At 47.3% G+C, this 24,752-nt stretch carries 21 protein-coding genes and 1 riboswitch; of the genes, 15 read left to right on the top strand and 6 right to left on the bottom strand.

The annotated features are described in order from the left end of the window. The first annotated feature begins 119 nt into the window (after positions 1–119). A riboswitch (TPP riboswitch) is annotated at positions 120–236 on the top strand. Between the two features lie 57 nt (positions 237–293). From ACJJJA_RS10465 to ACJJJA_RS10435, 7 genes are all read left to right on the top strand, one after another. Next, positions 294–2,462 (top strand): TonB-dependent receptor, encoded by a 2,169-nt coding sequence (locus ACJJJA_RS10465; protein ID WP_444904522.1) that lies wholly within the window; start codon positions 294–296, stop codon positions 2,460–2,462. 138 nt (positions 2,463–2,600) lie between these two features. Beyond that, complete coding sequence (locus ACJJJA_RS10460; protein ID WP_444885239.1) at positions 2,601–2,876, top strand: hypothetical protein; 276 nt, start codon at positions 2,601–2,603, stop codon at positions 2,874–2,876. Further along, positions 2,869–3,540 carry a nicotinamide riboside transporter PnuC gene (gene pnuC, locus ACJJJA_RS10455; protein ID WP_444904521.1) on the top strand — a complete coding sequence of 224 codons (672 nt, stop codon included), beginning with the start codon at positions 2,869–2,871 and terminating at the stop codon, positions 3,538–3,540. Before ACJJJA_RS10460 ends, pnuC begins: the two co-directional genes overlap by 8 nt. 99 nt (positions 3,541–3,639) lie before the next feature. Further along, positions 3,640–4,434 carry a phosphotransferase gene (locus ACJJJA_RS10450; protein ID WP_444888774.1) on the top strand — a complete coding sequence of 265 codons (795 nt, stop codon included), beginning with the start codon at positions 3,640–3,642 and terminating at the stop codon, positions 4,432–4,434. 233 nt (positions 4,435–4,667) lie between these two features. After that, positions 4,668–5,129, top strand: coding sequence for a nuclear transport factor 2 family protein (locus ACJJJA_RS10445; protein WP_444888773.1), 462 nt, complete (start codon positions 4,668–4,670; stop codon positions 5,127–5,129). A 158-nt stretch (positions 5,130–5,287) separates the two neighbouring features. After that, positions 5,288–5,731, top strand: a complete 444-nt coding sequence (locus tag ACJJJA_RS10440; protein ID WP_444888772.1) for a YtoQ family protein — start codon at positions 5,288–5,290, stop codon at positions 5,729–5,731. A gap of 394 nt (positions 5,732–6,125) precedes the next feature. Further along, positions 6,126–6,788, top strand: a complete 663-nt coding sequence (locus tag ACJJJA_RS10435; protein WP_444888771.1) for a class I SAM-dependent methyltransferase — start codon at positions 6,126–6,128, stop codon at positions 6,786–6,788. A 102-nt stretch (positions 6,789–6,890) separates the two neighbouring features. On the opposite strand, the gene ACJJJA_RS10430 is transcribed toward ACJJJA_RS10435, so the two are convergent. Next, a complete protein-coding gene (locus ACJJJA_RS10430) occupies positions 6,891–8,183 on the bottom strand; it encodes a phosphoinositide-specific phospholipase C-related protein (protein WP_444904520.1) in 1,293 nt (430 codons plus the stop codon). A 935-nt stretch (positions 8,184–9,118) separates the two neighbouring features. On the opposite strand from ACJJJA_RS10430, the gene ACJJJA_RS10425 reads away from it, so the two are divergent. Further along, complete coding sequence (locus tag ACJJJA_RS10425) at positions 9,119–10,249, top strand: hypothetical protein (RefSeq protein ID WP_444904519.1); 1,131 nt, start codon at positions 9,119–9,121, stop codon at positions 10,247–10,249. Between the two features lie 2 nt (positions 10,250–10,251). Beyond that, complete coding sequence (locus ACJJJA_RS10420) at positions 10,252–11,079, top strand: hypothetical protein (RefSeq protein WP_444904518.1); 828 nt, start codon at positions 10,252–10,254, stop codon at positions 11,077–11,079. 237 nt (positions 11,080–11,316) lie between these two features. On the opposite strand, the gene ACJJJA_RS10415 is transcribed toward ACJJJA_RS10420, so the two are convergent. Then, the gene (locus ACJJJA_RS10415) at positions 11,317–12,324 is read right to left on the bottom strand and encodes a zinc-dependent alcohol dehydrogenase family protein (protein WP_444904517.1); all 1,008 of its coding nucleotides are present in this window, start codon (positions 12,322–12,324) and stop codon (positions 11,317–11,319) included. Positions 12,325–13,000: 676 nt separating this feature from the next. Between ACJJJA_RS10415 and ACJJJA_RS10410 the strand changes: the two genes are divergently transcribed. Continuing rightward, positions 13,001–13,375 (top strand): SirB2 family protein, encoded by a 375-nt coding sequence (locus ACJJJA_RS10410; protein WP_444904516.1) that lies wholly within the window; start codon positions 13,001–13,003, stop codon positions 13,373–13,375. Positions 13,376–13,435: 60 nt separating this feature from the next. Here the strand turns inward: ACJJJA_RS10410 and ACJJJA_RS10405 are convergent, their stop codons facing one another. Together ACJJJA_RS10405 and ACJJJA_RS10400 are read right to left on the bottom strand one after the other, a co-directional pair. Next, positions 13,436–14,908, bottom strand: a complete 1,473-nt coding sequence (locus tag ACJJJA_RS10405) for an alanine/glycine:cation symporter family protein (RefSeq protein WP_444885250.1) — start codon at positions 14,906–14,908, stop codon at positions 13,436–13,438. 317 nt (positions 14,909–15,225) lie between these two features. Beyond that, on the bottom strand, positions 15,226–16,080 hold the full coding sequence (locus tag ACJJJA_RS10400) for a beta-keto acid cleavage family enzyme (protein WP_252085571.1): 855 nt from the start codon (positions 16,078–16,080) through the stop codon (positions 15,226–15,228). Between the two features lie 291 nt (positions 16,081–16,371). Between ACJJJA_RS10400 and ACJJJA_RS10395 the strand changes: the two genes are divergently transcribed. Beyond that, on the top strand, positions 16,372–18,318 hold the full coding sequence (locus tag ACJJJA_RS10395) for a S9 family peptidase (protein ID WP_444888766.1): 1,947 nt from the start codon (positions 16,372–16,374) through the stop codon (positions 18,316–18,318). A gap of 38 nt (positions 18,319–18,356) precedes the next feature. Further along, a complete protein-coding gene (gene greB, locus ACJJJA_RS10390; RefSeq protein WP_444904515.1) occupies positions 18,357–18,857 on the top strand; it encodes a transcription elongation factor GreB in 501 nt (166 codons plus the stop codon). Between the two features lie 123 nt (positions 18,858–18,980). Here greB and ACJJJA_RS10385 read toward each other — a convergent pair whose 3' ends face one another. After that, a complete protein-coding gene (locus ACJJJA_RS10385; RefSeq protein ID WP_444888765.1) occupies positions 18,981–20,204 on the bottom strand; it encodes an enterotoxin (HBL) in 1,224 nt (407 codons plus the stop codon). A gap of 550 nt (positions 20,205–20,754) precedes the next feature. Between ACJJJA_RS10385 and ACJJJA_RS10380 the strand changes: the two genes are divergently transcribed. From ACJJJA_RS10380 to ACJJJA_RS10370, 3 genes are read left to right on the top strand one after another with little or no spacing between them, the layout of a single operon-like run. Continuing rightward, the gene (locus ACJJJA_RS10380; RefSeq protein ID WP_444904514.1) at positions 20,755–22,335 is read left to right on the top strand and encodes a hypothetical protein; all 1,581 of its coding nucleotides are present in this window, start codon (positions 20,755–20,757) and stop codon (positions 22,333–22,335) included. Positions 22,336–22,345: 10 nt separating this feature from the next. Further along, positions 22,346–22,708, top strand: a complete 363-nt coding sequence (locus tag ACJJJA_RS10375) for a hypothetical protein (protein ID WP_444888763.1) — start codon at positions 22,346–22,348, stop codon at positions 22,706–22,708. A gap of 18 nt (positions 22,709–22,726) precedes the next feature. Beyond that, complete coding sequence (locus tag ACJJJA_RS10370) at positions 22,727–24,115, top strand: hypothetical protein (RefSeq protein ID WP_444904513.1); 1,389 nt, start codon at positions 22,727–22,729, stop codon at positions 24,113–24,115. Positions 24,116–24,142: 27 nt separating this feature from the next. Here the strand turns inward: ACJJJA_RS10370 and ACJJJA_RS10365 are convergent, their stop codons facing one another. Beyond that, a complete protein-coding gene (locus ACJJJA_RS10365) occupies positions 24,143–24,535 on the bottom strand; it encodes a hypothetical protein (RefSeq protein ID WP_444888761.1) in 393 nt (130 codons plus the stop codon). Positions 24,536–24,752 lie beyond the last annotated feature (217 nt).

The following is a 24,752-nucleotide window of genomic DNA, read 5'->3' as shown; positions in this document are numbered from 1 at the left end:
AATTATATTGAATATCCTTCAATACCAATACTTCTATCCCCCATAGCCAGGCGGCACAATCTTACTCAAAAGAGCCTTCCTGCCCATAAAAGGCGAAACATCTGCTATCATCGCGCCCGCAAAAACCTAAGGGGTGGCCAAGGCCTGAGATGCAAAGGGATCAAGAAGATCACCTTAAGCAAACCCTTGAACCTGATCCGGTTAATACCGGCGTAGGAATAGGTAGGCGTGCCAAAGCCCTCCCCTCGTCGCTCTCCGGGTCTCTTTCATTAGTGTTGATTCGAGAGAGAACCATGAAAAAACTGTTCACAATCCGCCCGATTGCTCAATCTATCGGCCTTGTGGCTGGCCTGTCCGCTGGGCTAGCAATGGCCGCTAAGCCCATGGAGGGCGGGCTTGAGGAAGTGGTAGTGACAGCTCAATTACGTGATACCAACCTGCTAGATCTACCCGGCAGTGTCAGTGTAATCGGCACCAGCAGTATTGAGGCGCGCGGAGCTGGCAACCTGGACCAACTCCTGAACATGGCACCTAATGTCAATTCTTCTACGGGCGCCTCACGGGGGCGCTTTATCCAGGTTCGTGGTATCGGTGAACGCAGCCAATTTATCGACCCAGTAAACCCTTCTGTCGGCTTGGTTATTGATGGTATCGACTTCACAGGCCTAGGCCTGGCCGCCAACACCCTGGACATAGAACAAGTCGAGATTCTACGTGGCCCGCAAGGCACCTTGTATGGTGCCAATGCCCTAGCAGGCCTGGTCAATATGCGCAGTGCCGCGCCCACTTCAGAAACAACGGGCAAAGTCTCCGCCGAGTTGAGTGAATACGGTGGTCGCAGCCTTACCGCCATTGGCAGCGGCAGCCTGACTGAGCAGCTTGGCTACCGTATAGCCGCCAGCGAGCGAAAGTCCGACGGCTATATGGAAAATCAGTACCTGGGTCGTGATGACACGAACAATATTGATGAATCCGTACTGCGCGGTAAGCTGGCCTATTCTCCCAGTGACGATTTAAAACTCGGCCTCACCCTTTTCTACCTTGACGCCGATAACGGCTACGATGCCTTCTCTCTATACAATACCCGCAAGACCCTCTCCGACAAGCCCGGTCGGGACCAGCAGGAAAGCTGGGCTGGCGCTTTAACTGGGCAGTGGTCTGGTAACGAGAATTTCACTCTTGGAGCCACCCTAAGCCATGCCAATTCCGATACCGAATACGGATACGATGAGGACTGGAGCTATATCGGATTTCACCCTTTGGAATACAGCCAAACTGACAATTACCAGCGGGACAAAGACAACGCCAGCCTGGATTTACGCCTGCTCTCCACTGAAAGCTCCAAACTCTTTGCGGGGCGCACTAGCTGGGTACTGGGGGTTTATCATCGTAATGAGCAAGAAGACCTCCTGCAGACTTCAGGAAAAACTAAAGGCACAATCACGGAATACAGTTTTTTTAGCAGTGAGTTTGATACCAAAAACAGCGCTGTTTACGGACAGCTGAGCACCACACTAACCGACGCTCTCAACCTGATTACCGGGCTTCGCCTGGAAAAACGCAGCGCGGATTATTCTGATTCCTATTCCACTAAGGCAGATAGCAATGAGGATTTGTGGGGTGGAAATATAACCCTGGAATATCATTATTCTGAAGACACGCTACTGTACGCCACCGTTTCACGCGGCTATAAGGCAGGGGGTGTGAACGGTGCGATCATCGCAGAGTTCGCGGGTAATGAAGAAACTTACAGGGAGATGTTCGAGTTCGATACAGAGCATTTGCTTAACTACGAACTCGGCGCCAAAGGCAACTGGCTGGATAACCGCCTACAGGCGCAGCTAGCAGCTTTCTACCAAGACCGCAGCGATGTTCAAGCCAAACAATCACTCTTTAATCCAGAAAGTAAAAAGTTTAGGGAATACCTGGGTAATGCAGCAGGTGGTGAAACTTACGGCTTTGAGGCGGAAATAAATTTCCAAGCCACGGATACTGTGCGCCTCTTCGCTTCTGCAGGCTGGCTAAACGCCGAGTTTGAAAACTTTATAAGCAGTACACACGTAGATACAGAGATGGATAAAGAAACCGGCACGGTACTACCGGTAAATCTGGATGGGCGTGATGTAGCTCATGCGCCAAGCTATCAGTTCTTCACTGGCACCGAGATTGATCTCACTACCCACTGGGTACTGCGTCTGGAATTGGAAGGCAAGGATGAGTTTTACTTCTCTAATAGCCACAATGAAAAATCCACGGCCTACGAATTGGTTAACGCCCGCCTCACCTATCGGCTTGATAACTGGGAAGTCTCCCTATGGGGTAGAAACCTGACAGGTGAGGATTACTATACCAGAGGCTTTTATTTCGGAAATAACCCAGTTAATGGCTATACCTCAGAAGCTTATTATCAACAGGGTGAACCACGTATTGCCGGGATAACCGGTACTTATACTTTCCAATAGGACACCTTGTAATTTAGCAATTAGCCAATGGTTAACGCCCGTGAATTATCAGATACATAGCTATCTGATAATTCACGAACTTAATCGGGCTGGATAGATAGGAGCCAAGGATAGTTACCCCCTGGATCTCGGTGAATAATGAGAAAAGCTATGCAGCTCTCCGCAGAAATCAGCATGTACCCTCTCAAAGATGAGTACATACCCAGTATTCGAGCCTTTATTGAACGCCTGAATAGCCATTCAGGCCTGAGAGTAATCACTAACACTATGAGCACTCAGGTATTTGGCGAATATGATTTGCTAATGGATGTTCTCAAAATAGAAATGCGCAAATCCTATGAGCAGTTTGGACGCGCTATTTTTGTTTGTAAATTTATTGATGGCGACCTAGCCCCGGCAAAACCCCATGCTTAACTCAGAGCTCCTAGAAATTCTGCGCACCTCAATTGCAGCCATGTCTCTTTGGGAAGTGGCAGCTGTTGTTCTCGCCCTTGCTTACCTGTTATTGGCGATGCGCGAGAAAATCAGCTGCTGGTATGCTGCCTTTATCAGCACGGCAATCTATTTAGTTTTATTTTGGGATGTCAGCCTGCTAATGGAATCAGCACTGCAAGTGTTCTACCTGGGCATGGCGATTTTTGGCTGGTGGCAATGGCGTCATCACGAGGATAAAAACAAAGATTTAAGAATTCATCGCTGGCCACTGCAAACCCACTTGATGGTGATTAGTGGTGTTTTCCTGCTAACCCTAGTATTCGGTTATCTGCTAGATAACTTTACCAGTGCCGCCCTACCCTATCTCGATTCTTTCACCACTTTGGGAGCTGTGGTGACCACCTACATGGTGACCCGCAAAGTTTTGGAGAACTGGATCTACTGGGTTGTAGTGGATGGGGCCTCCATCTACCTTTACCTGGATAGAGGGCTCTACCTGACTGCGCTCCTCTTTTTGCTCTACGTGGTATTGGTTGTTATTGGTTTTTTCCAGTGGAGATCCATCTACAATAAGCAAAATCAGGCCGAGCAGCCCGGGCTAACCTCTTTAACGGGAAGACAAGCCTCCGCCGCTTTACAGTAGCAATTCGCCCTCTCTATACCTATGAGCCAAAGCCTAAGCGACATCATTCCCTGCGACTGGCATCAGTGGAGCCAGTCCAGGCCTAGGTTTATACGGACCTTGGCAGGTGGGCAGACCAATCGAACCTATTTAGTTTCATCAGGGGAAGAGCTCCTGGTTATTCGCCATAACTCCCCACTTAGCCAAGCACTGGATCTCGACCGGGCAACAGAGGCCCAAGTCCTCAACCAGGCCACTCGCGCCGGGCTCTGTGCTCCCCTTGTCTATTGTGACCCTCAATATCACTATTTGGTAACAAGGTTTATTCAAGGTAAGCCCTGGCACAAAGAGGGCCCCAGCTCTTTGAAGCGGCTTGCCAAACGACTTAATAGCATTCACTCTCTCCCGCCGGTTAAGAACCACCTGGATATTGATCAGAAAATAGACCGCTATTGGTCATCGATTAATACTCGAGCTGATTTCTATCCACGCCTTAAACAATTACACCGCGAACTATCCAGCAGTATTAGCGCTTTAAAGGCTGCAAATGATACTCCCGGTCTCTGTCATAATGACCTAACCAAAGAAAACCTGATCGAAAGTACCAACGGGGAGCTAATCGCAATCGACTGGGAATATGCTTCCATGGGAGATCGATTTTATGACCTTGCCGCTTTGGTGGAGGAGCACCAATTTTCCCCTGCGGAGCAACAACAGCTACTGGTCAATTATCTCCATCGCCCACCAAATGGAGATGACAGGCAGCGCCTTTACCATTGGCGGCTTATCTATAAATATCTATGTGTGCTTTGGCATGCACTGCAATGGAGTGCAAAAAAGGCCTCTTGTGACTCAAGCACCATCGAATCTCAATGCCAGGCGATATTAGAGTTAGCTGCATCCCGGCCGGATTAGTAGCTCCTTAGTAAGCCCACCTCATCAACCCGGCAAAAGCCCTGCCGAGCCCCCAAATAAACATAACAGGAATTAAAGGGGAGCCTTTATGGGTGAAGCCTTCCTAAATAATACAGCTCAAGATACCAACCACATAAGATCAGTATTGACCGGCCATTGCTTTGCAAAGATATAATCACTGCAGACCTGCACAGGTTTCCATCAAAATGCATGAGTATAGGGAGATACACATTATGACCAGAACTTTCTTCGGCTTGCTACTCCTCTTCGTCACCGCCAGCTGCTATGCCGACAAGAGGCCTGAAGCTTTTAACACCATCGACAAACTTTTTGCCGCCATGTCAAATTTTGATCATCAGGCAATGAGAAGTACGGTTACTGATTCATTCATCCTTTTAGAACATGGGGAGATCTGGACCATAGAGGATCTTGTTAATGTAGTTAAGCCCGCTGGTTACACCCGAACGAATTACTTCAGCATCATCAACTACGAGCAGCAAGGCGAATTACTGACTGTCAATTATTGGAACAAAGCCAACTTTACCCAGAAAAACAAAAGCGAGGATGTTATCTGGCTGGAGAGTGCCGTCCTAGCGAAGGTAGATGGGAACTGGTTACTCCGCCAAATGCATTCTACCCGGCTACCAGCTGGTAAAACGCCAGATAAAGTAACCTTTATCAAGCAAAAACTCTAACTTTAAAGTTAAGCTCAATGTGCTGGCCTTAGGGCCAGCCCTACATTCACTGTAGAGGCTGCAGCCAATACCGTGTCTTTTCCTATCCACTGCAGCATCATGTAAAATAAGCCACAGCTATACGATACATAGTGCTTATTATCCCAAGAGGCGGCCCCATGAAGCTAAAAGTGTACCTTTCCGGTGAAATTCATTCTAACTGGAGAACCCAAATTATAGAGGGTTGCAAAAATCTAGGGTTAGATATCACCTTTTCATCCGCAGTGACTGATCACGATGCCAGTGATGCGGCGGGTGACGGTCTTGGTGAAGAGCCCAACTCTTTTTGGCGTGATCATAAATCGGCCAAGGTCAATGCCGTCCGAATCAAACACTCTATTGAGAACTGCGACCTGGCGATCATTCGCTTTGGAGAAAAATATAAGCAGTGGAACGCCGCATTCGATGCCGGTTACTGTGCAGCTCTGGGAAAGCCTTATATCACCCTACACGATGAATCCCTGGTTCACGCCTTGAAAGAAGTCGATGGTTCAGCCCAAGCCTGGGCCCAGAGCCCTGCACAAGTTATCGATATTCTGAAGTACCTCACTACCCAAGCTTAACGCCATATGTCACCAGCGCCGGCCAATAACCGGCGCTGGTTTGTCGTATAATCGCTCACCTTCATTTTCCCCACTCTTTTTAATCTGTAGCTACTTATGCCTGGAGTAACTGATCGGTTTTCCCTTGATATGACCTATTAATCCATTAGCATTTCATACCAACATCTTCATGTTTTGCTATATCCCACTGTGTCCAACCAATCCATCAATAGATGGCGCAGACATAAACCGAGGCAAGGATACTGACCTTAAAGGCCACAAATGTACGATTCATATAATTAAACTCAGGAGATCAATTAAAAGGTTCAGGCGGGTTTCCCACGATAGACGCTTACATCCTCAATCAGGAGCAACCTTATCAGCTATCGGCCACCCCAGTAGCTTGGAGAGTATCATGAGAATAAGTAAAGAAGTCTGGAAGGGCCAAGCCGCATATTCCAAGACACTGTTATGGCTATATGATTTTTGGGTGTTATTTTTATCAAATCGCTTTATTTGGCGCTGCCCTACCCCAACAATTCTTCAGCAGTTTGATGAAAATGTAAGCGTCAACCACTTGGACGTGGGTGTCGGCACCGGCTATTTTATGGATAAATGTCATTTCCCCTCACCTCATATCAGATTGGCACTTATGGATTTAAACCAGAACTGCTTGGATATCTCAGCAAAGCGTGTTGCAAGATACAAACCTATTCTATTTCGCACAAACGTACTGGGTGAAATGCCTAATGATATAGAGCCATTTGATTCCATTTCTGTTAATTATTTATTCCACTGCTTACCGGGGAGACTATCAGAAAAGCTTATTGCCATAGATTATCTTAATAAACTACTCTCAGATCATGGCACTATCTTTGGCTCTACAATTTTACATGAAGGTGTTCACAAAAGTGCAATCGCCAAACGATTAATGACCTTCTACAACAAGAAAGGAATATTCTCTAACACCCTAGACAGCCAGAAAGATCTGGAAAATTTCCTGCAAAGTAGATTCTCAGAATATTCAATAGAAATTCGGGGCTGTGTTGCACTTTTCTCAGCAAAGAACAAGCGATAAACCCAGCCCCCCAACAATTGCGAGAATACTTGGTAAATATTACTTCATCATTAAGGCCACCTCTCTCCTTGATTTCCTCTTATGTGAAGCAGCAGTATTATTCTATTGTTTGTTCACACCCTTTTGCCAAAGGCCTTCCTGATTTAGATCGTGATACGCTAGCCAAACTGTGGAAGTCCCAGCTCCGATCTTGGCACTCATAAGGCGTGCATTGTCATAGCCATTGAATGGAACATCAAAAACTGATCCCGGATACTCATATTTACAAGCCATTTTTCCCTGAGACCAGTCCGCATCAGCAGCAGTAATCTTCCATTCACCTTCATCACGGCAAGCAAAGCGATAGCTTTTGGAGCACACCACATCATTAAAACGACCATTCGCCTTTGAAATAGCACAATGTTCATTGCCATTCCAGTTGTTCGGCTCCGCACTTTCCCAAGACCAGAGTAAGTCTTCGGGCTCAAGATGCCCCGCACTACCATCACCATTGAACCAGAACATTTCAAAAATATTGAGCCCACAGGAAAGATAGCTTTTTACATTAGACTCAGTAATTTCTTTGTCTTGCGGCCCTTTACCACCACTACCAATGCCATAAAGAGTACTTGGATCGTGTAACCGCGTCATTTGCTTGCTTACCGAGGTTGTCATTAACTCACAAGTATTGGGGTCTGTAGGTTTACTAAATTTGTCTTTGTGGAACCCTTGATATTGCAGACCGAGGTGTACCACAGACCTAAAGCTCCCTGATTGTGGACAGATTAAATCCGTATTTACAACAACTATATTTTTTCCAGAATCCAACACATTCTGCTTACTCAAGGAATCCACCGGTAGGCCGGTACAACGATTAGATCCCCCTCCAGAGAAACTCGCCTCATAAAGATAGCTTCCTAACTCAGCTCTCAACTGACTGGCTATCTGGCCATAATGATCAGAATTTATTTCAAGCTTCAATAATATGACTGACTGAACATTCCCCTCTTCCAACCAACGAACAATACTTTCCAGCCCACGGCGAAATTTTTTTTCACCACCAAAGCAGACACCATGACATAACCGCAGCTGATTCTCCCCAAAAAATGTTCCGTAATCGCCGACATCTAAAGTAAGCTCACGCACACCAGAGTTTAACTGATCATAGATTGAAATATCCTGATTGGGATCCGCCCAGTAGGCACTGTCCCACTCCCGCGCATTATAAGAGTTGTGAGTACCCACCCATTGCGAATGGTTGAAAGGCACATCTTTATCTAACTGTTCTTGCAGGGACAGTTGTATAACACCCTGAGTTGTTGTCGACTTGACGCCCGGAACTAGAAAAAGGCCCACCATAAGAATTACTAGCCGCCCATAAAGGGATAATTTGATCATTTGTTTTTTTATTGCCATGATATACCTGTGTCACTATAGTGACTTTATTGTTATCTTGCCTTGCGAAAGGCATACATTCCAAGTCGGAACCTCTAGATATTAATCAAACAAATAATCAAATCATAGAATGAAACCAAATCTGATTGACTGGATAGGTATATAAGGGACAAAAGCTTCTATTTTTACCTGACAGGAAAGCCCCCAAAAGAAAATTAATTAGACTTTAAATACGCCACGTTCATGCTAATAGTGCCAACCCTTATAAAGCATACAGTTGACCCGCACATAAGCCCATATTTATATCCGCACCTGGAAAACAGACCAAGCCCCTCACTCAACAAAGCTAAAATAATTTATATTTTTTACTGAAATCACCAGCCAAAAAGCGAAATAAAACCATACAAAGGGGCTGTATTTCTTACCCAAATAATGAATTCAAACAACTGAATTTAAGAGCCAACCATAAAATCCAGACCAACAACTTCACTGAAGAGCATCGCCTCAGCTGCTCCCTCCCAACCGCTATAAAGCAAGAAAAGAATAGGACTTACAGAAAATTTTCTCTGAAAGAAAAACACTAGAAAATCATTTATGGATAGCAATAATACGTATCGCAAAACACAAAAAAATCGCTAAGACAGCAGAAAATCAAGTGATCCAACAACAGCCATAACCAAAAAGGACACACCCAACCTCCTCTCAGGCGACTATGTCAAGGTTATTCTCAGCACAAAAATTACAGCCAATTACACCTAAGCAAGGCTCTCAACTCATCACCCACAACCCCCAAAATATTACACACGTACCACATTTTCTCTATGTGAAATAAATCACATAAAAACCCTTATTGGCAGTAGTTAAGATTGGCAGATATCAAGTCACTCCATGATATGATCGCGCAATGGATTTAGCGCCTTAGCGCTATGGTGAATGACTATCAGGGATGAGAGTATATGACTAACCCTCACAATATTGACTACACAGGCTTTATCTTTTTCCACGAAACCACTAAAGGACAAAATGGAAAGCCTGTCTTTATTGATCCAAAACTGCTTCCTCGGTTTATTGATTTGATCGATATCAACTCGGAGGCGGGCAGAAAAACGGCAAACCAAATGAATCAGCTCAGCAGTACCGCTGCTGGAATCACCTCCGAAAGTAACCAAACTAATGGCTTTCAACACCGCGAAAATATAGGGGCTGTACAGGTTAGCTATACCGTGTATCAAGAGGGCAATAGTCATAATAGAGGTCCTGGTGTTTATATCACTGAGCTCAAGCGAGCCAACGGAATTTCCGGAGGGGAGTCTCTGCCAGCAGGATTTTATCTCTCGAAATTAGGAAGGGGAGGATGGGGAGTTGAATCCATTGAAGATGACACTATTCCCACCGTAATTGGCGCAATTGGCGCTTTCTTTGATGGTACTAAATATGATGCGTTATCTACCTCAAAAGAATATGGTGCCTACTTAAAGACCACAGGAAATGCAAACCAAAAGCAACTAAACGACTGTTTTTCACTCTACTATGCTCCAAGCTATCTCGTCGATGAGCTTGGAGTCTGGAAAACGGCGACTCAGAAACTCTCTGGGCCAGACGCCGGACCTCGAGAGCTTGCCCGCCTGTTATATAAATCGCTACCTTGGGATGAGAGAGATCAAACTTTAAAGCATCATTGGTATGTTTTCGGAGAGGGTGCCAAGATGCTTCACCGTACTTTGAAGGAGTTTAGCCAGATAGCCGGAGGGAAAAAGCTACAACAGCATTGTTTTTATTTTGTTAACCCACGAGAAAATATTGGGCTTTTGATGCGGGAAGTTGAAGCCGTAGGTGCACAAACGAAAAAGACCAGTTACAGGCATAGCCTGGATGATATAGCCAGTAAAGTGCACCAAGTAAAGGATGGAGATAACGCGGTGATTGGCCTCCAGAAAATGGATGCGCCCTGGTCTGAGTTCGACAAAATGATACAGGGGGGCAGCAATTATTATCAAAATAAATATATAAATAGCATTGACAATAATCGTACTTTCTCAGACGCGGCTATAAGATTTGTAAGAAACTTCAAAGATGGATGGGGTTAAGTATGGCTAAGGTAGACTCACTGGATCTAGGCCACCCTATTATTGAGCAACTCAATGATATTTACTGGTTGCCCTTCAATGCGCTACCCGTACACCATTACGACTTAGGCGGCTGGCACCTGTCTTTTACAGGAAAGTTAGTAAAGCATATTTATGGAGGCAATCATTATGCCCCATACACTACGCCAATCAACAAAGAAGATAGCTATCCAAGATTTTATGGTGGACAGCCACTTTGGGGCAATAAGAGCCCCTATATTTGGTTTGAATTTCACTCAATCAATGTCGGCTGCAGTGTAGATGTGGGATCGGAAGATGCCTGGATTATTGGCACTGCTTGCTTTGAGATTCGAGTGATCCAGATACGGGAACCATCCAAATCTGGAGTCTTCGACCTCTCTGATCACAACCAGTTAAAGCAATTTATATTTAATAAGCATAAAGATAATCTGGGCCATTTCCTTGATTCTGGATTCAATTACGCTTTTAGCGCCTGGAACATAGAAGAAATTAAAGAATACAAATTCAAGGGCAGAAACTGGTACGAAATTATTGACGGTAACCAAAGTCTAAATTGGTGTTTCAACCTATATACCCACATATCAGACAAGCATCTTCTACATATTGCATACACCCCCAGCCAATTCTGGCCTCCACATCATATTCCCAGCGAAAAAGCCTTGCGCATTAGCAAATCTCCTTTGTGGGACTTTATGGATAACCTGGAGCTTACCAAAATGGAAGAAGGCAGCCAGGTTGTTACCGGCACTGTAGAGCGAGTGACTACAAGCTCCTGGGGAGAAGATACAGAAGATCTGAGCGGCTGGTAAAGTATTTTAATTAGCGGGCTTACCTAGAACAGATTACATATTTATACATTATTATTTGCGAAAACTGTAAAATACAGATTCTTATTTTCTCCGGTGAAAAATTAACTAGCTGATTAGAGTGTAAAATAAGGATAGCCTGAAGTTAATAAGCCACCCCGCAACTTCTACTATAGAGTGCCCTAAAAGGGCACCTATAAGTCAGTGTGACGTTATTCTTACCAGAAGATGTCTTGTAAGTTAAACGTGTAGCGACTCACCAATTAGAAGAACCTTACCGTTACGCTCACCTGCCGCAGCAACTTTAACGGCTTCCTTCACATCGCTAAGGGGATAAGTTGCATGAATTGGTGCAGAAAGCTTACCCTGGGCAACTAGGCTCGTAATGGTTCCAAAAACTTCCTGCTGCCGCTCAGGTGAAGCATTAGCAAACCACTTAGCCAGCCAGAACCCACGTACAGTAATATCCTTAAAGATAATCACCCCTGGAGCGAGCAGACATGGTTCACCGCTCAGGGCACCATAGTTGACTAGTGTGGCACCCTCACTAAGGGCTTCACCCAGCCTAGCAGTAGCCATTCCCCCAACGGCATCTATACCCAAGCGAATCTCAGCACCTGCGGTTGCAGCTTTAACCCTCTTGGCTAGGCTCTCCCCTTCCTGATCACCATCTACCAGCACCACATCGGCACCGGCTTCCAGCATTGGCTCGATCAGTGAGGATCTGCGTACTACATTGACTACCTTCAGACCACGAATTTTTGCCAAACTTGTCAGATAAGTTCCTACCGCAGAGTTTGCTGCGTTTTGAATCACCCAGTCTCCCTCTTTCAGATCGACGAACTCACTGAGCAGGAGGTAGGCCGTTGGGGGATTAATGGTAATCATGGATAGCTGTATGGGATCTACCTCATTTGGCAGAGGGATAAGTCCCTTAGCATTTGCCACCATGTGCGTGGCCCAGGTGCCACTGCCAACGGGCAACAGAACAGTTTGGCCAATATCAAGGCCTGACACATTCGGACCCTGCTTAACTACCTTGGCAACACCTTCGTTCCCGCCAATGGCAGGCAGAGGCGGTAACATGCCATATTCACCGGTCAGCGTGAGTACATCTGAGGGGTTGATAGGTGTAGCCAGCATTTCCAGTAATACCTGCCCCTCTTCCAGTTCCGGCTCATTAAACGGAACCGCCTCAATCACATCCTGCGGCACAGGGCCGCGCTCACGATACTCTGCCTTTAGCATATCGACATATCCTTTAAGAAAAATAGCTTTCACTAAGCCGTAAACAATTTCTCTCACTGCCTCTCGAGTAACACTCGTATTTACAGGCCATTTCGAATTGTTCAGTCTACTCACCATGAGAGAGAGTTCAAGAATATCCACCAAACAGATGTAGGCTAACTGTAATCGTGCGATAGAAACAGGACTGAATCGTAAAGTCAAAGTATCTATTGAAAGCAAGTTGCTTTACAAAAGCTCACTGGTCACTCAAACAAATATCTTTGACACCCAGCATCTACTCGGTTGATTTTTTTTCAAATTTAATAAAAGCCTGTTACCTCTTTACTCCTTATCTCCTCAGACTCTCACACTATCCTGCATCAGGAACGCAGCAAACACTCCAAGATTAAAAAGAAATAAAGGTAAGCCTTAGAGAGCATCACCGGAGTGCAACTCACCAGCAACCTATCCAAATGTCAACATGGAGCCGCTTGCCCCTTCACTACTAACTGATAAATATTGAATATGGATAGGGTTCAATTACTTACGCAGAAAAGTACCCTTCTATCTTTTTGATGTACAGAATCGCTATGAGCCGCTATTATCAGCAGCGGCTCTAGTTGCACTCTTAGCAAACTTGGTGACTTTTACACCATGACTAAGAAATTTAATTTGAAACAACCCTTTAGCTTTATAGATGTTTACCTACACACTGATTAAGCATACCCATATCACAGCCGCAGTACTTAGCCTCTCTCTTTTTCTGTTGCGAATGGGGTTGGAGTTCTCAGGAAAGCCTCACTGGAGAAAAACCTTCCTTCGCTGGATGCCCCATGCCAATGATACCCTGCTGTTATCTGCGGCTGTAGCGCTGGTTGTTATCGGCAGCTGGAATCCGGCTGTCTTTCATTGGCTTGCGGTAAAGGTTGCACTGGTATTCGGTTATGTGGTTGCCGGATTCTTCGCACTGCGCCAATCCATGCCTCAACGTACACGCATCATCGCGGCTCTTTTGGCCATGGTGCAGATTGGCTTTATTTTTTATCTGGCAATTCAAAAGCCTACTCTCTAATACATTTTTTTATTCAATTTGCCCACAAAGCCAGTGCTCACAACTCAGTGGGCAGCGAGCTCAATTCCGATCCCATACTGTGTGATCTATCCCTTTAATATCGTATTTTCTCGCATCAAACACCGGCTCCTTAATTCCTTGATTAAGCTGTGCTTCATAGTCTCCCAGCACTTTGAAAGCGACACCGGAGAGCAAGGTAATAGCCAATATGTTGGTAGAGGCCATAAATCCCATCGCCACATCTGCCATGCGCCAGAGTAAGGTAAAATTCTCAGTACTTCCACTGTAAGAAACCCAGGCACCAAACAGGATAAAAATTAAAAAAATTATCCGATAACAAAATATAGAAGTGGGAGTATGGTAAAGATAAAAAATATTGGTTTCACCGTAATAGTAATTACCAATAATCGAAGTAAAGGCAAAAAACAGCAGTGCAAACGCCACGAAACCACTTCCCCAGGAACCCACCACGCTAGACAGAGAGTCCTGAGCTAATTTAACTCCCTCCACATTGCCCACCATATACACATCGGCAACTAAAATAATTGCCGCGGTACAGGTACAGATAACAATGGTATCCAGAAAAACGGAAGCCATTTGCACATAGCCCTGCACCAGTGGATGCTTAACATCCGCTGCTGCACCCACATTCGGTGAAGAGCCAAGCCCCGCCTCATTGGCAAATAGCCCACGCTTTATTCCATTGGAAACTACCGCCCCCAGGGCTCCTGCGCCAGCCTGTTCCAGTCCAAAAGCATTCCTTAATATCATACCCAGAATCTTGGGCAACTCCCCCAGGTTCATCAGCAAAACCATAAACGCCACTGTTAAATAGGCGATAGCCATAAAAGGCACCACCACTCCGGCAAAGCGTGCGATAGAGCGGATACCACCAAACACAATAATGCCCGCAATCACAGCTACCACAATCCCGACCAGCATGGGGTTGATTTCCCAGGCGTCGTTTAGGGCCGTGGCCATAGCATTCGATTGAATGGAGTTGAAGACAAAGCCGTAGCACATCAGTAAGAAGATGGAAAAACTTACTGAAAGCCACTTCCAGTTAGGGCCTAGGCCTTTTTTGATGTAGTAAGCCGGTCCTCCACGGAAGGTCCCAGGTTGCTCACCTTTCTCTTTATAAACTTGCGCGAGGGTATTTTCGACCATGCTGGTGGCCATACCGAGCCAAGCCACCATCCACATCCAAAAAACCGACCCAGGACCCCCAGCAGTAATTGCCACGGCAACACCCGCCAAACTACCGGTGCCAATCCGTGCTGCGGCACTGGTGGCAAACGCCTGAAACGCGGAAATTGAGCCCGGATGATCCTTATGAATACCTCGCACCATTACCATCGCCATATGACCAAAGTGGCGAAATTGAATAAAGCGACTGCGAATGGAGAAGTAAAGGCCAATAGGTAGCAAAGCAATAATCAGGACACCGAGCCACCACTGCCCTTCAATCCCCCCCCACAAAAGCCGGTTGGCCCAATCAATCGCCTTGATTATTCGGTCCAACAACTCTTGCATCCACCGCTCCCTGGCACAGCCTATATTTATGCATAGATCAACCGCTGGAAACGGCTATCCCCACTAAAGACTAGCAGCCGCTACAGTGCTAACGGGTAGGTAACCAAGCGGACCTTTTGCAGGAAAAGTAAGAATCACTTGGTTCTATGGCGCTTAAAAAATCCAGACCAGCTGGAAAGGGAAGCGAAAAGGATTCTCGGCTCTTGGCGCCCAAGCAAGATAGAGCAGGTATAAAATGGGGAAAAGCCAACAGGAAGTGGGCTCTGAGAGGTAGACCAGTGACACTGAGGGTCCACTGGTCTATGCACTGAAAAGAATTAGCAGAAGATTTCCCGCGCCCGCTCTGGAGACACCACCTTACGACCACTCTCTTCTGCGATCACGGCCAAAGCCTCAATCAACTGGCCATTGCCAGAGGTACGCTCGCCACCAGGCAAATAGAAAGTGTCCTCTACTCCAGAGCGTAAATGGCCGCCCAGCTCCGCAGTCTTGCGGTGCACCGGCCAGATTTCCTCGCGCCCAATCACAGTACTCTGCCACAAGCTATCTGTACGCATATATTTAGGCAGCAACTCCAACAGCTCGGGATCCGCTGGCATACCAGAAGCCACCCCCATCACCAGGTTATAGTTGGGCTTATCGACCATACCCACATCGGCATACATACCAACGGAGCGGACAATACCTACATCAAAGCACTCAAACTCTGGCCTGGTACCCGTTTCACGACATACCGCCAGCAGTTCCTCCACCTTGTCTACCGGATTATCGAACACCATCGGCGGCCAGGCCCAGGTGCCGTTGGAACGGGCTTTTAAGTAATTCAAGCTGCCCGCATTGCAGGCGGCGATTTCCGGCTTACCTGCGCGCACACACTCGAGAGGTCCGCGCTGGTCCCGACCGATAGTGCCGGTGGAAAAATTTAAAATAACTCCGGGGCACTTAGCCCGAATTGCATCGGCAATTTCCAACGCCACTTGCGGTTCCCAGCTGGGAAGATGCCCCTTGCCCGGCTCTTGAGCCCGAAAATGTACATGCATTACCGAAGCCCCGGCATCAAAGGCTTCGCGGGCTGAGTTTGCCATTTGTTCCGGCGTTACCGGAACCGGGTGTTGTTGCGGATTGGTGAGCACCCCGGTTAGGGCGCAGGTGATTACCACTTCATCGGACATCGCAGGCTCTCCTGAATTATCTTTATTTGGGCCGCTTTAGGTTCGGCACACTAGGCTTTGCCGAATTCCGCTGATTGTCATGCTCTCAGTACCTGCGCCTCATCCGTGCGCGAAATACCCTGAGCCGCATCCATACTTTGGGGTTAATGAAGGAGGTATCAAACCCCGCCACCAAGCGCTTGCTTGGTCATCAAAGACTAACACAGGCTTTAACCCGTAAAAAGGCACCTTGTATCGCTAAAACAGGCCCGGCAGAATGCAAAAAAATCTAATTTAGGAAACCGGTATCCGATGAGTGATCACTCCATAACAAACTCCACCCCTTATGGCAGCTGGAAATCTGCAATCAACGCAGAATTATTGGTTGAAGGCAGTGTTCGCCTGGCGGAAGCCAGCTTGGTGGATGGGCGTTACTACTGGTTAGAGTCGCGTCCTTCAGAAAAGGGGCGTAATGTTCTGGTGCAGTATTGCCCGCAAAATGGCCGGCGCGATCTCACCCCCACCCCGCTAAGTATTCGCTCCAAGGCGCACGAATATGGCGGTGGTAGCTACCTAGTCCACGGCGACACCCTGTACTTTGTACTTGCGGAAGATCAGCGTATTTACCGGATGGAGATCGGTAGCGACCTGCCTGAGGCTATTACTCCAGAAAACGAATCCCGCTATGCAGACCTGCACCTCGACACAAAAAGAAATCGTTTGATTTGTATTGAAGAAGACGACAGCGGCCACGCTCAGGGACAGGAAGCACGTGCACGAATTATCGCCATCGACCTACAGTCTCCGCTGACTAGCCCCCCAAGGGTTTTGGTTGAAGGCGCAGACTTCTACTCAAACCCCACCTTGAACACCAGCGGAGACCTGTTGAGCTTCTTGCGCTGGCATCACCCCAACCTGCCTTGGGATGGCACCGAACTGTGCCTGGCCACTCTGAGTGAGCAAGGAGAGGCCATTGAGATCACTCAAGTGGCCGGCGGAAATAACGAATCCATATTCCAACCCCAGTGGTCGCCATTGGGGGAGCTTTACTATGTCTCCGACCGCAACAACTGGTGGAATTTATACAAGCTGGGACAAGATACCCCGCTTTGGAAAAAAGAGGCTGAATTCGCCACACCGCAGTGGGTGTTCGGAATGTCCACTTATGGCTTTATCAGTACTGAGGAAATTCTCTGTACTTACACCGAGAATGGTCTTTGGTATTTGGCCTGCGTAAATACCCTTACTGGGGAACACCAGCTGATCCAGCAGCCCTACTGTGATATTGAGAGCCTGCGCTGTGAAAATGGCAAAGCGATTATGATTGCCGCCGCAAGAGACAGCTTCCCTGCAATAATCACTTTTGATCTGGCAAGTGAGGCCCTTGAGACAATCGCCAGCAGTAACAAACGCTCACTGGCTGCCGAACTCTTCTCCAGCGCCCAGGCCATTACTTTCTATGTCGATGAGCGAGAGGTACACGGTTTTTACTATCCCCCGCACAACCCGGACTTCAAGGCACCAGAGGGCGAAAACCCCCCGCTTATTGTTTTTAGCCATGGCGGCCCCACTGGAGCCACCTCTGCCGGCCTCAATTTGAAAGTACAGTACTGGACCAGCCGCGGCTTCGCCATTCTGGATGTGAATTATTCCGGTAGCACCGGTTATGGCCGCGAGTACCGCGACCGCCTTACCGATAAGTGGGGCATCTATGATGTGGAAGATGTCTGTGCAGGCGCCGAATACCTGGTCAATCAGGGTTTGGCCGATCCGGAGCGGCTGCTGATCAAGGGTGGCAGCGCAGGTGGTTATACCGTGTTAGCAGCACTGACTTTTCACAATACTTTCAAAGCCGGGGCCAGTCATTATGGTATCGGCGAATTGAGCAGTCTCGCTAAAGACACTCACAAGTTTGAATCCCGCTACCTGGACAAATTAGTCGGCCCCTGGCCATCCGCCGAAGCAACCTATCAGCAACGCTCTCCTATTCATCATGTGGAGCAACTGAGCTGCCCGGTGATTTTCTTCCAAGGTTTGGAAGACAAGGTAGTACCACCAAACCAGGCGGAAACTATGGTGAGAGCCCTGAAAGAGCGCGGTATTCCGGTTGCCCATATCACCTTTGCCAATGAAGGGCACGGCTTCCGTAGTGGAGATAGCATCAAAATGGCCCTGGAGGGAGAGCTGGAATTTTACAGCCGTATTTTCAATTTTCCCCTGGCTGAAGCCGGCCCCGGAATTACCATTGAGAATCTGTAATCAATCATCCCAAACCTTTAGAGGAAGCCATTAATACCATGGGAAGATGGAGACCACCGCGCCCGCGCGGCTCCCGCTATATCACTGCGGAGGGCGCGCAACGTATGCGCGCCGAAGTTAAGTATCTATGGGAGGAGGAGCGCCCCAGAGTCACCCAGGCGGTAAGTGATGCCGCTAAGCTGGGCGATCGCTCGGAAAATGCCGACTATATCTACGGTAAAAAGCGCCTGCGTGAAATAGACAGCCGTGTGCGTTTTTTGACCAAACGCCTGGAGGAAATCACCGTAGTAGATCAAGTGCCTGAAGACCGTGAAAAAGTCTTCTTCGGTGCCTGGGTCACGTTGGAAGATGAAGAAGGTGTAGTCATAAGCTACAGAATCGTTGGCCCAGATGAATTTGATGTAAAAGCCGGCCTGATCTCTATGGATTCTCCCGTAGCTCGTTCATTGCTAGGGCGCAGACTCGACGATGAGATAGATATTCGTCAGGGGGAAAAATGGCAGACCTATTTTATTACTGAAATCCGTTACGAAGAGTAGAGGCCAACTCCTCATAACCCTAAGCATAACAGCAGGAAAAATAGATAGATTTTTTAATTGATAAATAAAAAAGGCTTATTTCCCTCGAAATAAGCCTTTGAATAAATATTGCGTTATCTATTTCTAGAGGCTGTTGTAGTACTGAATTACTCCAACCGCATTGCCACTGGCAAAAGCAGACTGAACCTGATCTGAGCTCATGCCAATTGTTAGATCTGCATCATTCACATTAAGCTCAAGATACAAGCTGCCCGCCTGGGAATAGGCATCATCCCATTCAGTGATCGCATCATTGAGGTCATTGATTACGGCCGAGAAGTTAGCGCCCTCCTCGTCAGAAATGGCTGTCTGAATGTCACTAATGGCGCCAGATACATCACTTTCAAGAGTTTGCCACTCTTGCAATACAGCCTGCAAATTATCTTCAACCTGCTGGGTCTCCTCAGCGAGCTGCCCAAAGCTTTGCGACAACATCTGAAGAGTTGATACATCTGCAGTTACCAGATTCATTTCTGCTTGCTTAGCCTTGATGCTCTTTTGGTCTGCAACAATTTTGGCAGCATCCAGTGCAATAAAGGTACTTGCCACTGCAGCCACTGGCCCCATAACAAACCAGGTCAGCAGGCCTTCAGGGAAGGCTACTATAGAAGCGACAGTACCCAAAGAAATAGCCGTAGCATCTGCAATACCAAGAGCAACAATGCTTGTTGTCAGTGATTTGATATCTGCCTGAAGATTTTTTATTTCTTTCTTTAAATCAGCAATTTGCTGTTCATCGGCCTGTGCATCCTGAACAGACTTATCGGCAATTGACTGCAATTGAGTCGCCATATCAGGCAATTTATCCTGAAACCCTTGAATTGCCTGAACTGCGCCACTGATAAAGGTCGAAACAATACCCAGTTGAGAGGTGATTGAATCCAGGTCGTTCTTCAATATATTAAGAGCCGATGTATTACCTGGGTCACTATTGAGTGTATTTGCCTGGGTTAAAGCATCCTGCAACAACTGACTGATAATACCGTTGTAACTTTGCACCTCACTGGGCACATCCAGAAGCCTGGCCAGTACATTATTCACCCAATCAAGCGCATCAGTATTGGCCTGTGTATAGGCCGCTACAAACTCACTCCAATCCGGTGGATTTTGATTTAAGGTAGGCAAGCTTGAGGACAAAACGCTAGTCACCAGAGTGTTTATTGCAACTACATTCTGCTTGTACGTATTCTGAGTTTCGCGAATAGATGGAGCACTATGCTTGAAAGCTTTTGCTAATGAAAGTTTCACCACCACTGGACTGGAACTTTTCTCCGCCACCAAATCTACGTCATCACTTACCTGTGACATATTTATTTCTCTCTTAATGAATATTTAAGATGAAACCTGAGATCTCCAAGAAACACCTTGATTTAGGCGCAGCCCAATATAGCAAGCTTTAACTGTAACCAATATGCCACCCTTTATAATGAATCGAAAATAGAAATATATTTATATTCACATCTCAAATATAGAGCGCCAAACCCAGCGCAATGAGCAACTCAATAGCCAGTAAAAATTGAAATAAGGGATAGAGTTCTCAACAGTATGTCTGACGGGAAACTCATTTGCTCTGACCTATAGAACTATAAATACCGCACCCATTTTTCAATCCAATAAAATCGTTGAATTAAAGGGTGTTTAAAATACTCCCCCTGAAAACCTAAAATTTTAAACTAAATCAGACCGACCTATCTTTATATAAACCCCAACCCCAACCCCAAGTAAGCATCAAAGCAAATAAGCCTCCGAAAGTATGTCCGCCCAACAATTTACTATGCTTAATAACATGCCAAATAGAAAAGGTTGCAATTTCGCCAATAGTAAATATTGAGCCACCCATCGCATCCAGGAGACACTGATGCCAATGGCCAATGAAAGCCCCTACCCTCTCAAAGATACTTTAAAGCGTGCCCAGTTTGATTTACTCCCTGCCTTTAACAAACAGCCTACTGAATTATTGAAACTCTTTCGCGAGGCCCTGACTCTTCAACAATCGATATTATCTCACTCATGGAAAGAACTAGATCAACAGGCACGGCTCTGTATAGGGTTGGGCTATGGTGAGTATCGCAATCTTCAAGGCCACTTAGAAAGCACCAACTATCTGCACACTCTGCATCACCGTATGGGTTTAGAGTTTCTGTTTGTGCTGCGTGGCATTGCTATTGGTGAGAGTCGAAACCAATGGTCTGAAAACCTCAAGCAGCGAATTCGCAGCATGGCCCCCGAAGATCGGTTAAATAAGATTCTCGTTAAAGCAGAAGAATTAGCCGGTAATAAGCTCTCAGAACAGACTCTCACGCGTTTACGCAAAAAAATTGCAGGCCTGGACGAGAGAATTAACCTGCAGGAATCCATGGCCAGATTAGCTAATGGGGAGATAAAAAATATAGACCTATTAAAGGCTTATTTTCCAGAAAATACATCTTCAATGGCCCTGAGATTAAATAGTGCTGCAGATGCTGTCATCATGTGCCTAAGTCGAGGGCTACTCGCGCTAACACATGCCCAATTCAATATTGCTCTAGATACTGAAGCAGCTAGTACCGACTTTTCCAAGCGCAATATACATTCCATTAAAACGATTATAAAAGTATTTTCCAGCCTACTTAAAAGTGGTCACAAGCGTATTTACAGCGCCCTACTTCTTGGAAAATCAGTGGAAATCAAACAGGCGTGCTTGTTTCTGGCCGGAGATATTGAGAGCAAGCTCCCCCAGTTCGCAAGCGCTCAAGCTGTAATACACAACACAATTACTGAATTATTGCGACGTGGTAGTGGCGGCTTGGCGGAGAGGCTTGGCGATCTCGCGGTGGATGCGCACTTTCTCACCCGCATCGCCATCGCTAGCCAGGCTGCCTGTTATCGACTTGCGCTTGGTTGCGAGGGGCTTAATTCCGATAGAGAGATCAAAAACCTTCAGAAAAATATCTACACCATGCCTTTTTCGACAACGCTTCCCAACGGTAAAAATATAGAACTGTCGAAGCTAGAAGCCACTCCAGAGGGAGAGTTTGTTGAAATCAGGGGCTTTGTCGAAGAGGTCACCTCCCCACCTCAGGAGGGCGGCATGCTATTAAGCCACCTGATGTTGAAAGATCCCTCCAGTAATGCCGAGGCAAATGCCGTGGTGCGCTTTGCTCACCTACCACATGCCGGTATTTGTCCAGGCGCTTTCTGCCGACTCAGTGGCACTTATAGACATCACTCAAGCCTGTTCGATGGTAAACCCGCCGTTGAGGTCGATTCCCTGGCCCTGGTCGAGATTGGTAAGTCCAGCTTCGAAGTGAGCTTTATAAGGCTCGCCAACCGTTGGTTCCAGCCCTGGCGTAGCAACGCCAATCTCTACTGGTCTCTTGGTGCCCACCAAGTTGATGAGCACTCTGAGGCCACCTTGGGGGCCGGAGAGCTACTATTTACGCCCCTAATTCGTCCTTAGGAGGGCTACTATGCCACCAGATGATGGATGCATGACAGAACTGGACAGAGTCCACGACCAGATTGCGGAATTAGATGTACTTCTGGCGATGGCACAGCTGGCAAAAGCGGAGTGGCACGCCGCCAAAGAGGCAGTGCGCAGCGAATGCCTGGAGACAGCGATACCCAGCCTGCCCAACTTACATCAAAAGGATGAAATGGATTTTCCCATAGAGCCAATGGATCACGCAGTATCCGAGTGCATTGAAACTCACCCAGACGTGCTCGCTGCCTGGGACCTGTTCGAGCAGATAGCCCTGGAGCTCGAAATTGAGTTGGAAGTAGCCCACGCACTACTCGATGAATACAAAGCCTGCTCCCACGCGCTGATTTGAGGAGACTTTTGCTGGCAAATGACCACCATGCGATTTATCGCCAATTTACGCCGGCAGACACTGGATGCCTTTGCCAACCATATGATTACCGCCGAAGGCTACCTGCTATCTGCCCACCGGATTACCAATCCCAATCTACAAATGGCGGCAGAAGTGCGCCGCAGAGGGTTGCCCCTGTTTGCCGATAACGGCACCAAACAACTGATTGATGCGGTCATCTCGCAGTTCTCTGAAGAAGCCCGACAAGTAACCCTGCGGGTAAAAGCTCTGCGCCGTCAACTGGGTCAACTGCCCCGCGGCAATGAAGTCCCAAAAGATTTGCGCATATTAGCAGATACACTGGCGGAGAGAGTGCTGGCCAACTGTAATGAGCGTTCAAATAGCATTGATACCAATCTCCTGCTGCAACGCCAGCTATTAATGCACCCCACCCACCTGATCGCTCAGGAGGACTTTGCCACTACCTGCCTGGTGGCTTTGGACCTGGAGCGGGAAATTACCGGCTGGCGACCAGAGCGTATCGCCGCGCGCAATCGTCAGAGCCTTAGACTATGGGAAAAAATCGCTGAACACCCACTAAGCCAAGGCTTGACTGTTTATGCAGTACTGAGCGCAATGGATTACAACACCGGCCGGGACGCCGGTCGGCTGGCCGCACAAAGCGGGGTGCATTCAGCTGCCTTAGGACTGGCCAGTATTTGCGGGGATTTAAATGCGACAGACTTCTTTGTGCTCAACCGAGCCTCTTTCAAACTGGATAGGCCTGTACCACGCCGTTATGTGCGCTTGGCACAAGTGCTTAAAGGCATTACAGATGGCTACCAGGATCACAACATACCCTTGCAAAGATTCCACTGCCTAGGACTCGGTGCTCCATCACTGCTGCCGATTGCCGCAGCTGCCCTGCCGGCAAATACCCAGATTACCGCCGATGCCACCAGCCCAATACATGCCGCAGCTAAAGACCGTGTGCTCTACGATCCGGAGAATTTTGGCGACCGGGCAACCACCAGAGAAATCGTTGAGCGGATAGTAAAAGGAGGCAACTGGCCCTTCCTCAGCCCATTCACCCAATCTTTCAAACAACGTTTTGGACACGACCCCGAAGGCGCCCGAGACTGGTGGAAAGCCCAAGGGCAAACACCTATTAGCAGGGAGACCTTACAACAATCCAGCAATCTCAGTACGGCGCTGCCCCTATTCTGCGAGGCAGACCCACAAATTCGATCTATCGCTCGGGATACCTGGATAGCACACAATCACTGGGTTCTGGGGGAATTAACTGAGAGTAGAAGCGGCCCGCAAAGACACGAACTTGCTTACCGCATTATTGATCACTGGCTGGAGGGGCTTTCAACAACGACCAGCCGGGGCTTGAAAGCCGCCAAAAGAATCCTGTTAATGTAAACCGATCAAAAAAGGAACCAAGCGGAATTACTCAGCCCACTTTATGGTGAGCGCGGTAACAATCCCCCAGATCCAATTAAAAAATACTACAAAAATTGGGGTAAGCGCCCCCAGCTCAAGCCCTGCCATACCTTTACCGGCCATCACAGGAAAAACAACAAAAAGCTGGAACGCCGTGGGGAGTAGACTCAAGATGCTTCCTTTCAACAACAGCTTTGATGGTAGGAAAGGAAGAATAAAAAACAGACCCCAAATGCCACCCCATACCACTCTGGGATATAGCCATTCAGCAGATAATGTAGGGGTGATAGATACACCGAGAGATGGGGTTATTCCAAAATCCCCAAACAACCAGACCACAACGCTATTTGCCACAGCACCCAAACAGCCTGCCGCAAAGAAAATTAGTAGTTTTTTCATTTTTTGCCCCAGAACCTGTAGAAGCCTAAACCTTAAACGCTGACTTTAAAGTAGCAAACTTAAATCCGCGCCAAGATTTCACGCCTGAATAAATTAGAGACCTCCAAGCCAAGCTCCTTATCAACAGACCAACACCACCACTACAAATTTTTACGGCAGCAAAAAGCAGCAACCGTTCAACGCCTTTTATTCGAGCCCTTCTGCACAGCCTCAAAAG

The sequence above is a fragment of the Microbulbifer mixtoriginis (SeqCode) genome, from assembly GCF_052466865.1.
This window is presented reverse-complemented; position numbering and strand designations above follow the sequence as displayed.